Origin of the sequence: Methanobrevibacter sp. (genome assembly GCF_045120835.1) — an archaeon.
GTDB lineage: Archaea > Methanobacteriota > Methanobacteria > Methanobacteriales > Methanobacteriaceae > Methanocatella.
This window is the reverse complement of the sequence record NZ_JBGVFE010000095.1, coordinates 65,213-78,274: the sequence shown is the minus strand read 5'-3', so window position 1 is coordinate 78,274 and position 13,062 is coordinate 65,213. Positions and strand designations below refer to the sequence as shown.

The following is a 13,062-nucleotide window of genomic DNA, read 5'->3' as shown; positions in this document are numbered from 1 at the left end:
AACGGAAGATGCTGCAGCGATACCTTGTCCCATACCGGAACCTAAACCTGCGAAACCAATGGATGCACCTACACCGATAGCAATAATACCTGCTTCTAAAGTTAATTTAGTTGCATTTCCACCTAATAAACCTGAGAATACTAATAATAAGATTGCAACCAAGAAACCGTAAATAGCCTGAGTCTCTGGTAATGCAGAGAAAATAATACCCCTAGCGAACATGTCGTTGTCTTCTGCAACTGCTCCTACAGAACCAGCAGCTGCCATACCTTGCCCTAAACCGGAACCTAATCCGGCAAAACCTATTGCTACTCCAGCACCAATTGCTGCTAAAGCAGCTCCTAAGCCTATTTCTACCATATTTAATTCACCTTTGAAATAATATTGATTTTTTTAATTTAATTTAAGATATAAATGAAAAATTTTTAATTTATTTAAGTTTTGTAAATGTCCTTTTTGCTTTGAAAGCTTCGAATTTACCTTTACCTTCCATGAAGAATTGAGAGAAGAACTCTACATAGTTAAGACGTAAAGCGTTAATAAATGCACCTAATACTTGGAAAAGGAAGTTTGCAATATGACCACCGAAGAATACAATGATTGCAAGTACAATTCCGACAAATGGAACCATATCATTCATCATTTTAGCTAAAATATTGACTGTCATAGCAATACCACCGGTAGCTAAACATAATGCTAAAAGACGAGCATAAGACAATACATCTCCCATGTAACCGAAAATATCCATTACACCGTATGCACCGTTAGCCCATACCAACATTCCAATAGTTGCAACTATTAATATTCCTCCTAATACCATACCAATCATACCGACTGCAGGCACCTTGAGTCCTAAAGCAAGCAAGATAATACCCGCTTCAAAAACAAACCAACAAATCTGAGAACCGATTGCATCTTTAGTATTGCCGTATCTTAAGTTGTTGATAGCACCTAATATAAATCCGATATTGGTGTATAAAAGACCAATTGCGATAGCTATTATCAAAATAGTATCCGGATGTACAAATGCTTCAACAGGAGCATATACAGTTGGCAAACGGAATCCCGCTATTCTTTGTGGGAAATCCCCAATGAAACCGTTGGTTATCAAACCCAGTACAACGGCCCACAGACCTGACCAGATTAAAATCCAACCGAAGGAATGCATTGATTCTTTAACTTTTCCAAGACCTCTGAGTAATACTACACCAATAAGAGCTACAAATAAACCATAAACTGCATCGGTTAAACAGAAACCGAAGAAGAATGGGAAAGTGATTGCAACAAATATTGTAGGATCCATTGCATTGTAACGTACTGGAGAGTACATATCAACAAGGTATTCGAAAGGTTTTGAATACCATCCGTTTTGTTGTAGGATAGGAACATCTTCATCATCTGTACCTTCAACCTCTATTGTTTCAAAGGCACAATGTCCATCGGAACTTTTTTCTACTAATTGTTCAACCTTTTCGGTATCCTTTACAGGCACCCATGCTTCAAGAACGTAAGCATCTTTGGTTTGAACAAATGAAGATAGAATTTCGTTCTTTTCTTTTTCATTTTCTAACTGTTCTTTGAGTGCTAATATATCATCGTCCCACTGTTCAGCAACTGCCTTCAATTCAGTTTTGACTGAAGCGCGTTCTGATTCAATGGTCGCCAATCTTGCATCAGCATTGGAAATGATTTGCTGAGGAGTTCCTTCAACATTGCCTATTTCCATTTTCTCAAAGTCATATTTACGAAGTGTTGAATAAACATCATCGTTATATTCATTTAATGTCACTACGACGATAATTTCTGTGTCTTTATCATCCGCAGGGACAGTAAACATATCTAATTCATCTGTCAAATTACCTAATTCATTTTTGATTTCTGAAGCAGATTCAGCATTAATCCTTCCAACAGTAGTAGAAGTGTACTTTGAATCTTTCAAGTCAGCTAAATTCATGTCAAAATTGGATAAACGATTAGCCAAACTTTTATTAGACTGTAGTTCACTTGTTTCAGCGTCGAGTGCGGCAAGCTTTCCTTCTATAACACTTGTTTTGGCCTCCACCTGAGCTAGAGTGTCTTCAGCTTTTGCAATAAAAGCCTCAGTATCCAAACTCTCAACTTCCTTTTGAACTGGTAAATCTGGACTAATAAAAGACATTAATGTGTCCTTTAACCCATGGCCTTCTGATAAAGAATTTCCTAATAGTTCAGATATACCGTTTGTTTTCATGAGAAGTGAAGATAATTTACCAGTGTATGGAGTGGCTTTAGCAGGAGTCACTAATTCCGCTAATTCAGGATCTTGCTGAATGCTATCAGAAATATCACTGACCTGTATGAGCCCGGATTCGTGGAGCGCATCCACTGTAGGAGCTACATACTTATCCAGTGTAACTATTCTAATTTTACGCATTCTAGCTGTCTTGAACATATAATCTCACACTACAAAATATTTTTGACAATTATTGAAGCAGCTTCATCTACATTAGCCATAGCTTTGTCCTTAATGGATTTTACGTCCGCTTGAGACTGCTCAGCAATAGATTGTGCTTCTTTTTTAGCTTTATCTTCTGCATCAAAAACAGTATCTTTAGCGTCATCTTCAGCTTGCAATTTGGCTGTAGAAATAATTTCATCAGCCTTAACTTGTGATTCAGCAATCAAATCTTTTGATTGTACCTCTGAATCAACAATAAGTTGTTCAGCATCTGATTCAGCTTTTTTTATCATTGCGATTGCGTCTGATATCTCTGCCATAATTAATCACCATGGTGAAATTATTTTTGTTGAGCAATATATATATCTTTTACTATTCAATTTTGATTAGAATTCGTAAAATTGAATTTTGAATAAAAAAAAGTATTTAAATAATAATATTTGCATGAAAATATTTGAGAAAAAAAAGAATAAAAGATAAATAAATTATCTGTAAAACCATTTCAAAATACTAGGAGGTAATTTTTGCAAATAAGCAAGAATTGCTATTAAAACAATGATTATACCTACAATTGCCAGTTCGATGTTGTAAGGAAAAGCAAGTAAAGTGTAACCAGTAAAACCTATAATTATTCCCTCAAAAAAGAAAACCGCCTTGGTCCAACTTGGATTAAATAATATAATCATATATGCTATAGCAATCAAAATTAAGATAATTGCAGTAGCAATGACATCATTTGTAATTGTCTGGTGTCTTAAAAAAGGAGCTATTCCCCATACAACTAGCATCACTGCCAACATTACTCCCAATAATTTAAACATTTTAACGTTTGCCATAATAACACTAATCTTAATATAAACTTTATAATATTTATATCATTTTATCTTAACTATTCATATGGAACGAGCAGTTTGGATTATTTTAAACAGAAATTTTTCACTCACACTGGATGGGCAGATAAGTGACGGACAGGTCATTGACAAAAAATTCTCTCCGGGAGAGGATATCTGGACAGAGGAAATTCCTCGCTTAGGTTTTAGTGACGAAAACGTTCAAAAAGATTATGATGAATTCATTGCAGACCTATTTACATTGTTTTCAGAGCCAAGCGTAAATGAAGTATTCATTAACGCAAAAATAGGCGAAGAATCTGAATATGATGCAAGCAGTCCGGTACTGATAAGAAAAATAGAAGAGTATAGTGTTGATGAAATCATATGATTGCAGTGGCTTTTTTCAATATTTCATCCATATTGCTGAATTTCAATGGTTCACCATCATCACCGACCGTTTCTGTTGTAATCAGCACATTTGGTGATGCCCAGATAAATGAATAAGCAAAATACACTACATTGATAAATATTACAAAATCAATATATGTCAACGCTATAATCAGACAGACCACATGTATTAGGATATTCCCATAACGTCGTCTTTTCATTAGAATATAGTTATCTTCCTTTTCAAGTGTTTTGAACTTGTGCTGAGATAATTCCTCAGAGATTTTATCCATTTCCTTTGAATTATCCGCACCCAATATAAATAAAGACATTTTAATCGATATAAGTTACAAATTCATCCAATTCTTTTCTTGGAGTGTCTCTTGGTTCGGCATTTCCATAACCTAAAGGAGTGAATACAACTGCTTCCTCGTTTTCATCCAAGTTTAAAAATTCATAAGCCTTGTTTTTCTTGAACGCTCCAATCCAACAGGTGCCTAGACCGACATCGGTAGCCGCAAGAATCATATGATCCATTACGATTGTGGCGTCAATGTCTGCGATATTTTTCATATCCCATGGCCTTGTCCATGCCTCATTTTTTATGGCAACGACACACAGCACATAAGGAGCTTCAACAAACCATTTGGCGGCATATATTTCTGACAGTTCATCCTTGTATTTTTTGGTGTCGATAACATATACCTTAAAGGCCTGCGCATTAACTCCAGTTGGAGCGATTGTGGCGGCTTTAAGCACATATTCTAACTTTTCTTTTTCCACTTCCTTGTCAAGGTATCCTCTTACGCTATATCTTTCATTAATAACATCTATGAATTCCATTTTTTTACCCCATGTATTCTACATCATCCAAATCGCAAAATCTTCTGAATTCATCTTCATCCATCCTTTCTTCATAACTGTGTGCAATTAAACCTGGAAGCCTTCCAATCATGAAAACACCTGTTCCCAATTCGGGATCAAAACCCAAATCGGATAATATTGCAGCATTAGCACCGTCAACATTTAGTTTAATATGTTTTTTGCTGTATACCAAATCCTGAAGAGCCAAGGCCAATTTAATATGCGGTCCAAGATATCCGTTGTCAACAGCAATTTCCATTAATTTGTCTGCTCTTGGATCAACATCGTGATATCTGTGGCCAAATCCAGGTATCTTCTTGCCTTTGACAACATATTCATTGTATATTTCAATGGCCAAACTTGCAATCTGCTTATTGTCAATGCCCCGATCATTAATCAGATGAATCGAATCGATTTTTGACTGATACAGTTCCATCGCCTTTTCGATTGCTCCCGCATGCTTGTTTCCAAATGAAAGCAACGCTCCAGCAATGGCCGAATTGATTGGTGAGCCTGAAGAGGTTATCAGTCTTGCGGTCTGTGTACTTGGCGGCGTTACACCATGATCACAGAATGAAACTAAAACATAGTTAAAAATCTTACTTTCCTTTAAGGAAGGCACTCTGCCTTTTAGAATTAAAAAAACCATGTCGGAAAATCTAATTTTTTCAATTAAATCCCTTTGATTATACCCCCTAGTCACTATTTTGTCCTTTTCGACTCGGGTAACGGCAGTTTTTAAAGACTTTGGATTGAGTTTAAAATTATTTTCTTGCATTTTTTAAACCTTTTTACTCATTAATTAAAGATAATATCAAATTAATATATAAACCTTACAATTTCAATGTGGCAACCCTCGGTTCGACAAAACATGACGGCCTTATTGAAACTATTCTGACTCCACTTGCCCTCTGATTTCCAATGTTCAAATAGCATCCAAGAACAGTAGTCTTTCCACCTAAACCCAAAGGACCTATGCCTGTCCTATTCAATCTATCTGCAATATCCTGTTCATACTGATTTAAGCTATCCAAATTCCCATAAGCAATAGATTTGAGTAAAAGTGAAGTGGCCTCATAATGTGTTCGCCCTATTGCGATTGATGGAATTGATGGAGTGCATCCCAACTTCTCAAGTGATGATTCAAGCCATTCGCATGCAGTATCTATGACATTATCAAAAGATCTCTTGTGATAGACCCTGAAGGTCTTTGATCTGATTTCAGGCCCACCACCTTCAAGCAGAAAATGCACATTTAATGTATCAGGCGATATTTCCCTTCCATATGTAGATTCATCATTGACCGTATCTATCAATATTGATGCCGGAGAAAGTTTGCCCGGAACATCATATAATCCTTTGCTTTGCTCAATTCTTTCAAATTCATCTCCTTTTACTGCCATCGGTCTTGCCGGAAGATTGTTTAACCCCAAAGCTATACCCTCATGAATCTGATTTAACAGATTTCCTGTAATTTCCCTTTCAGACCCGACTTCAATAATCACGTGAGGAATACCAGTATCATCACATAATGGGAATTTAATTTCTTCTGAAACCTTATAATTTTCCAAAATCTGATTTAAAGCCCATCGGGCATTTTCATTGTCTTCCTCATCAATGGCCCGTTTTAAAGCATTGAACTTGTCATCTGAAAGTGTGGTTGAAGCTTCAATGATGGATTTGGAGATGTCATCAATAATATCCATAAAATCACTCGGGAACGGCCAAATCATTTGATTTATCTGGAGATACAACTGCATCAGGTGCATACTCATCAATCATTCTTTTAACAAGTTTCACTTGTTTTATGCGAGCTCTTGCTTCCGATTCAGTAGTGTCCCAATTATGATTGGCAGCAACAGACCCGCCTGTTTTTAAATAAACCGGAGAGGCAACCCTTATGAAATCCGGAACTTCATAATGTCTAATAAACCCACCAGTGGATTTCGGATTTTCAGTATGCAAATCCAATGCCATATTACTTGCAGCCCTAATGGATGCAATCATTGAAATCTGCAAATCACGAACCGGATTTAGTGAATTCAAACCCAGAGATTCAAGCAGTTTTGCTGATGCAGGATTCGAATGGCCCGCATGAGCGGAAAGTTTAAAATGAACGTTTTCAGGAATTTCTCCTTCACTGCGCATCTGATTTAAAACCCAAAGCAATCCTTCGTCATAAAGTAAAATTCCCCTAACTCCCAATCCGCATGCTCTTTTTACATCTTCAATTCCATAAACAAGATTGTCATAGCCCCTTAGACGATAACCAATCCTGCTTCCTTCCTTGGTATGGACAGTTGCGGAAGTGTCATATGTTGCTCTTGGGCCAACTGAGAGAAACAGTTCGCAGCCGTAATCTTTAGCCAAGCCAACCATTTCTGTGATTTCCTCGTCACTCAACATCATGATTCCCTTAGTTTGGGTAACGCGGTGGATGAAAATGTCATTTTTATTTGCCTCATCCAGGAGCGCTTTCATTGTTTTTGGAGATTGGATTCCGGGAACCTCAAAACGGAACTGCCCCCCATCACCAAAACGCTTTTGGGAAATGTAATCCGAAGATGTCTCTTCAATACCTATTTTTTTAAGGAATTTCTTTGTATTATCCATAATATCTACCCATTTAATTTTCGAACGACATAATTCATGGAATACTCTTCGAGCGAATCTATTACAGTCAAATTATTGACATCATATTGAGGATTCAAAACTTTAAATTTGTCAATCAGATCCCTTAACTGGAACGGATTTTCAAAGTCTCCCTTCGGAAGCAGAGTAATATTCTGAAATACTCCGTTTCTAAATACATTATCCAATTTGATAATGACGTTTGAAGGCCTTTTATCAGGATACAATTCATTCAGCTTCTCATCGGAAATTATTACCATATTGTTTACCAATCTTTTGATGCTGTTAACCTTATCAACAGTTGAATAATTCTCCAAAAGACCAAATTCCAATAATTGATTGAGTCCATCAACATTGACATCCCCTACAACCAAAGAAATTGCAACCGCATAAGGAAGACTCTGTTTGAGTTCCTCAATGTTTTTAGGATTGTAATTGTTATGTTCAGCTGCAACGGCATATGTTTTTATGGCTACATTTTGAATATGGTCATATTCATCGCCAATGCTTGCCTTAAGCTTCAGTGCAGTGTCAACTGATGAATGTATGTGTCTGCAGAATGGGTATTTCTTAAAGTAGATATCCCTCACCCTGACCTTTCCAACATCCTTCAGGGCATTTTCCAAAGAAAAGTCTTTCATGAGATACTCGTCATCTGCAACCATTGTCTTCAAAAAACCTTCATCCCCTTCAAATATAGTTCCACTACCGGTAAAACCGTTTCTTGCAAGATATGCGGACAATATTCCATTATGAGCTGCTTTTCCAACATGCAAAACCTTGCCCATGGATCCTCCATGATCCGATTCCAAAAGTCCAGCAGCCTGAGTGCCGCATAAACCCAATGCATTTAAAATCTGTGCCTCATCAAGTTTCAATAGCTTTGAAGCAACAGTTCCCGCAACAAATGCTCCTATAGTTCCTGTTGTGTGAAATCCATTATCCCTATGCTTAGGATTGACTATTTTTCCCAGAAGAATTCCAACCTCATAGCCGACGATGACCGCCTCGATGAATTCCCTTCCGCTCAAATCGTATGCCTCGGCAATTGCAAGAGCAGTTGGAAATATTACTGAACCCAAATGAATCTGAGCTCCTCTGTGACCATCATCCAATTCCAGGACATGTGCTGCAATGGCATTTACAAATGCCGCATTCAAAACGTCGGTTTTAAATTTGGTTCCGATAATGGATGCCCTTAAATTTGAATTGGGATTTGTAGAAAATATTTCTTCGACAGTATTATAAGCTATTTGAGGAGCGTCTTCTCCCATCCCCCTATAAGTAACGCCAAAAAAGTCTAGAAATGCTGCCTTAACAGTGGTAATAGACTCTACGGTTGCCTGTTCATAGCGATAATTTGAAATAAATTTAGAAATATTTTGTAAAAACATAAAACACCAATACTAATATTTGTAAAAAGTAGTATTAAAATAGTTCAGTTATTGATTAAAGCAATTTAACATCAAAAAGAAAATTATGCTGCCGGAACACCAGTCAAGACAAGGACAATATGTGCCACAATAGCTGCTCCATAATATGTTGCTGCAATAACCAATACAGTTATGACAATTGCTCTCCAACCTAAAGCCTTAAATTCATCCCAACTTTTACCCATTCCAATACCCACATAAGCTAAAAATACTGTTACAATGGCCAATAGTTCTACTTTAGACACATAATATAGGACGAATTCGGATGTCGGCATGCCCGGAAACGCCAAAACGATACCGAATATACTGATATAAAGGATTGATGATATGTTGAAAGGAAGTTCCCTTTCCAGCCAGACACCTGCAAGGGTGATTAAAGACAATATGGCCATTCCAATTAAAGAATCGGTAATCGGATGCTTATAGCCCAAAAAGTTACCTATTGCAGTAATGACTGAAAATATGATTAGAAGCACAATCCAGTTTAAAATACCATGCACAGATACATTTTCAGATCCATCAATCAAATCAGGCATCTACTCCTCCTCCTTTTTAGGCATTATAGAATCCCTTCCAATTTTAGGTTCCAGCCAGTCATAGACCTTTTCGGTCAGTGGCAGTGCGATAAATATTACAATATATATTCCAACACAGAATGACAATAGATTACTGAATCCTGCAAATGCTTCAATTTGAGTTTCCAAACCCGGAAATGCCGCCAAAGTCGGACCTATGGCCGCAGCATTCATACTGGCACTTCCAACTCCACTTGCCATTGCAAATGCATATGGATGAAGCGGTAAAAATGATAATGAGAATGTTACCAAAAAGCTGATGAATATTGTACCTATTACGGTCCCGATGATAAATATTGCAAAGACCCCTCTTGATTCAGGTGAATTGAATCCAAATTTATCAACGACAACAGCAACATTCGGTTCCCTACCAATAGAGTTTGTCATACCGATAGCTTCTTTTTTAAATCCTAAAAACAATGCAACAGGGAGCACTAAAATAGTTGCCAGGTGCCCAATTTCCTGCAATATTAAAGCCGGACCCATTTTAAATATCAAACCTATGGACTGGCCACTTGATACAGCAAGTTTTGCAATCAAAACACCGATAAAAAGCATCATTGCTCCTTCAGCAATACGGGCCTGTTTTCTTTGAATCCACGTAATCGGTTTGGCGAGATAAAAAACAAGACCTAAGACAATGGTATATATCAAAGGCATTATGGTAATTGAGACATTTTTCATGATTGGAATTTCAATTGTTCCTATCAGCTCAGCAATGATTACTAAAATAAGTACAGTACCATGTAAACGGTAATCCCTCCATGGATTTTTCTTCAAAATACGCTTATCCGTTTTTTCACGATAAAGATGTTCTACCTGACCATCATTGCTTTTGTCTGGAATAATATCCCGCTCCCAAGTATTTTCGACTATATGTCAAAATTTATACTATACTTAATATTTTCTAGAAACCTATTATATAAATTAATAGCATTATCATGTCAAAAATTCATAAAATAGGAACAAAAAATAGTAATAAATTTCACAAAATAAGAAAAAAAGTTATACTGGAACACCAGTAAAAATTAAAACAATGTGAGCCACAATCGCAGATCCGAGATATGTGGATGCAATAACAAGAACAGTTACAATAACTGCCCGTGGACCGAGTGCCTTGAACTCATTCCAGCTTTTACCCATACCAATACCCACATAGGCCAGAAAAACAGTGACGATAGACAATAGTTCGACACGAGATACGTAATATGAAAGCATATCGGATGTAGGCATGCCCGGAAATGCCAAAAGAATACCAATAACACTGATGTATATTATTGAAGAAATGTTAAACGGAAGTGACCTTTCCATCCAAACCCCCACAAGAGTAATCACAGACAATATCCCCATACCGATCAATGAATCATAAATAGGGTGTTTATATCCTATATAATTGCCTATTACAGTAATAACTGAAAATATTGACAACAATAATATCCAATTAAAGATTCCATGGACCGATATGTTTTCAGTCCCGTCAATCAAATCAGGCATTTTCATTCATCCCCCTCAACAATAGCCTTTCTTCCAATCTTAGGCTCCAGAATATAATACAATTTCTCAGTCAAAGGCAATGCAATAAATATGACGATATAAATTCCCACTGAAAATGAAAGCAGATTACTGAATCCCGCAAATGCCTCAATACTTGTTTCCAATGCGGGAAATGCTGCCAATGTCGGGCCAAGAGAGGCGGCATTCATACTGGCACTGCCTACCCCACTGGCCATTGCAAATGCATAAGGATGCAACGGCAAAATAGATACGCAAATGCTTGTAAAAAAGCTAATGAAAACCGTTCCGATTATTGTTCCCACAATAAATAGAGCGAATATTCCTCTGGATTCAGGTGAATTAAACCCATATTTATCAACAACCACAGCAACTTCAGGTTCGCGTCCAATTGAATTCGTCATCCCAATGGTTTCTCTTTTAAATCCCAACAATAAGGCAATAGGAAGCGCAATCAATATTGTTGCAAGATGCCCCAATTCCTGTAACATCAATGCCGGACCCATTTCAAACAATAAATGCATGGACTGCCCACTTGATATTGCCAATTTAGCAATTAAAACCCCGATAAAAAGCATCATTGCCCCTTCAGCAACTCTTGACTGCTTTCTTTCTATCCATCTGATTGGTTTTGCAAGATAAAAGACCAAACCTAAAACCATTGTGTACAACAAAGGCATTATAGAAACTGTAACATCTTTTGTAAGCTGAATTTCAATCGGGCCAATCAACTCGGCAACAATCACCAGAACAAGCACAGTTATGTGCAATCCATAATCCTTCCATGGATTTTTCTTTAAAATACGTTTATCCGTTTTTTGACGAAAAGGATGTTCAATATCACTATTAAAATTATCATTATCCAAAATAATGACCTCCAATTAAATGCAAAATATGTTAATTAATCTTTGCTTTGAGAATACTACTATATAAATTGCTATGGTTTTGTTCTCAAAAGTTCTAAAAATATGAAAAAAAATCGAAAAAAATAAACATTTATTTCACAAAAAGTGAATTAAAAATAAAGACTAATAGTTTTTTAATTTGAAAGACAAATCATAAAAATAGTTGTTTTAATCAATATCCATACGACAAAGTGGTTTTGACAAATGACGCCTTGCAGAAACTGGAGTTTCATAAAATTCAGTATTTTTTAAATCACGTTGAATTTTAATAGGAACTTTTTCATTTGACTCTAATTTTCTGCCGCATCTTTTACATTTGAACCCTTTGTTTTTTCCGGCAGACGTCATCCTTTTGCCACATTCACAAACTGGATTTCTGTATTCCACATCATTTAATTCAATGACTTGAAATTTCTCGATGTTGAATGTGTTCTGCTCGCCAATTCCACCATACACCTCAATAATGTCTCCAGGCATCAAATTAGATACAATCTTTCTGAAATTTTTTGTCGGCTCATATGCTCCGCATTCAATCTCTCCAGATTCATCGCCAATGCAGAAAAACATGTGCCCCCCATCAATGATTTTAGGCCTGTTTTTTACTTTGCCCTTGACGCGGTAACATCCGAACTGTTTCATGCCTGATATTTGAGAAGCGTTCTGAATGTGCATGTCAGTATGCTGGTTGGTTTTAAAAATACACCAATCGTCAATTGGCTCTTTGACTTTTACTATGTTTTTGGCATCTTTTAAAGCATCAGGCGTATTTGACCGAATTCCATATAAAACCGGACATGGTGTTTTCGGTTCGATTGCAATGTAGTTCTCGGAATAATCCACATTTTCAAAGGTATCCGGAAATGTTTTCTTATCCATCTCATAAACAGATTCGTAATCGATTTGCCTTTCGGTTCCAAAATTTTCAGGAGCCCTGTATGCAAGCAGCTCATAAGTGAAATCGTCCAAAGGCAGGCTTATTGCTGCAATAGATCCTATGATTCCCCTTCCTTTTTTGAACTTATGAATCTCACAGCCGACAGAGCGTCCGAACTCTTCAGCCTCATCAATTGTAATGAACTCATAGATTGCCCGGAATGCATAATCCCTCATTTCCCCAGTAATTTCGCCATCATAAAATATTACGCCAGGATTAGTATTGTCACAGTCAAACATCGAGAGTTTTCGGACCTCCTCGAGAACGATTTCCTTTGCAAGGCCTGCATTATCATCATCCAATATCTTTAAAGCCACCCCTCCATTTCCACGGGTTTTATGGCGAGCGAAAGGATTTAGTCTGATTAGTCTAGGATAATCTGTTAAATTTATTCCGTTCTCCTTAAATTTATTTATAATTTGACTTGCAAGATATGTTGTGCACATTCCGTCGGGAGAATCTGTGTCATCTATTCCAATATATAAATTCCTAATCAAAATCACCTACTAAAATATATTAAAGTTAAGACAATATATAGTTTAATAGAGGTA

The 13,062-nt window shown here is 36.8% G+C and carries 16 protein-coding genes; 1 reads left to right on the top strand and 15 read right to left on the bottom strand.

The genetic code is table 11. The annotated features are described in order from the left end of the window. From ACJMLO_RS08775 to ACJMLO_RS08760, 4 genes are all read right to left on the bottom strand, one after another. Window positions 1-360: V-type ATP synthase subunit K (locus ACJMLO_RS08775; RefSeq protein ID WP_405295936.1), on the bottom strand; the 360-nt coding region annotated here is incomplete at its 3' end. 70 nt (window positions 361-430) lie between these two features. After that, on the bottom strand, window positions 431-2,431 hold the full coding sequence (locus ACJMLO_RS08770) for a V-type ATP synthase subunit I (protein WP_405295934.1): 2,001 nt from the start codon (window positions 2,429-2,431) through the stop codon (window positions 431-433). A gap of 11 nt (window positions 2,432-2,442) precedes the next feature. Next, window positions 2,443-2,757 carry a V-type ATP synthase subunit H gene (locus ACJMLO_RS08765; RefSeq protein ID WP_405295932.1) on the bottom strand — a complete coding sequence of 105 codons (315 nt, stop codon included), beginning with the start codon at window positions 2,755-2,757 and terminating at the stop codon, window positions 2,443-2,445. Between the two features lie 165 nt (window positions 2,758-2,922). Continuing rightward, window positions 2,923-3,273, bottom strand: coding sequence for a hypothetical protein (locus ACJMLO_RS08760; protein ID WP_405295930.1), 351 nt, complete (start codon window positions 3,271-3,273; stop codon window positions 2,923-2,925). Between the two features lie 61 nt (window positions 3,274-3,334). Here ACJMLO_RS08760 and ACJMLO_RS08755 point away from each other — a divergent pair, with 61 nt between their 5' ends. Beyond that, window positions 3,335-3,658, top strand: a complete 324-nt coding sequence (locus ACJMLO_RS08755; RefSeq protein ID WP_405295928.1) for a hypothetical protein — start codon at window positions 3,335-3,337, stop codon at window positions 3,656-3,658. On the opposite strand, the gene ACJMLO_RS08750 is transcribed toward ACJMLO_RS08755, so the two are convergent. From ACJMLO_RS08750 to ACJMLO_RS08700, 11 genes are all read right to left on the bottom strand, one after another. Next, window positions 3,651-3,989, bottom strand: a complete 339-nt coding sequence (locus tag ACJMLO_RS08750) for a hypothetical protein (protein WP_405295926.1) — start codon at window positions 3,987-3,989, stop codon at window positions 3,651-3,653. The two genes, ACJMLO_RS08755 and ACJMLO_RS08750, sit on opposite strands and share 8 nt — an antisense overlap. A gap of 1 nt (window position 3,990) precedes the next feature. Beyond that, window positions 3,991-4,500 carry a nitroreductase family protein gene (locus ACJMLO_RS08745; protein ID WP_405295924.1) on the bottom strand — a complete coding sequence of 170 codons (510 nt, stop codon included), beginning with the start codon at window positions 4,498-4,500 and terminating at the stop codon, window positions 3,991-3,993. A gap of 4 nt (window positions 4,501-4,504) precedes the next feature. Next, window positions 4,505-5,299, bottom strand: coding sequence for a citryl-CoA lyase (locus ACJMLO_RS08740; RefSeq protein WP_405295922.1), 795 nt, complete (start codon window positions 5,297-5,299; stop codon window positions 4,505-4,507). 55 nt (window positions 5,300-5,354) lie between these two features. Next, window positions 5,355-6,227 carry a fumarate hydratase gene (locus ACJMLO_RS08735; protein WP_405295920.1) on the bottom strand — a complete coding sequence of 291 codons (873 nt, stop codon included), beginning with the start codon at window positions 6,225-6,227 and terminating at the stop codon, window positions 5,355-5,357. Between the two features lie 4 nt (window positions 6,228-6,231). Then, a complete protein-coding gene (locus ACJMLO_RS08730) occupies window positions 6,232-7,134 on the bottom strand; it encodes a peptidase (RefSeq protein WP_405295918.1) in 903 nt (300 codons plus the stop codon). Between the two features lie 5 nt (window positions 7,135-7,139). Beyond that, on the bottom strand, window positions 7,140-8,546 hold the full coding sequence (locus tag ACJMLO_RS08725; protein WP_405295916.1) for an MmgE/PrpD family protein: 1,407 nt from the start codon (window positions 8,544-8,546) through the stop codon (window positions 7,140-7,142). An 83-nt stretch (window positions 8,547-8,629) separates the two neighbouring features. Further along, window positions 8,630-9,121, bottom strand: coding sequence for a hypothetical protein (locus tag ACJMLO_RS08720; RefSeq protein ID WP_405295914.1), 492 nt, complete (start codon window positions 9,119-9,121; stop codon window positions 8,630-8,632). Further along, window positions 9,122-10,009 (bottom strand): DUF3100 domain-containing protein, encoded by an 888-nt coding sequence (locus ACJMLO_RS08715; RefSeq protein ID WP_405295940.1) that lies wholly within the window; start codon window positions 10,007-10,009, stop codon window positions 9,122-9,124. 156 nt (window positions 10,010-10,165) lie between these two features. Next, window positions 10,166-10,660 carry a hypothetical protein gene (locus ACJMLO_RS08710; protein WP_405295912.1) on the bottom strand — a complete coding sequence of 165 codons (495 nt, stop codon included), beginning with the start codon at window positions 10,658-10,660 and terminating at the stop codon, window positions 10,166-10,168. After that, entirely contained in the window at window positions 10,657-11,538 is an 882-nt protein-coding gene (locus tag ACJMLO_RS08705) for a DUF3100 domain-containing protein (RefSeq protein ID WP_405295910.1), read from the bottom strand. Before ACJMLO_RS08705 ends, ACJMLO_RS08710 begins: the two co-directional genes overlap by 4 nt. Window positions 11,539-11,745: 207 nt before the next feature. After that, on the bottom strand, window positions 11,746-13,014 hold the full coding sequence (locus ACJMLO_RS08700) for a DUF1743 domain-containing protein (RefSeq protein WP_405295909.1): 1,269 nt from the start codon (window positions 13,012-13,014) through the stop codon (window positions 11,746-11,748). Window positions 13,015-13,062: the final 48 nt, after the last annotated feature.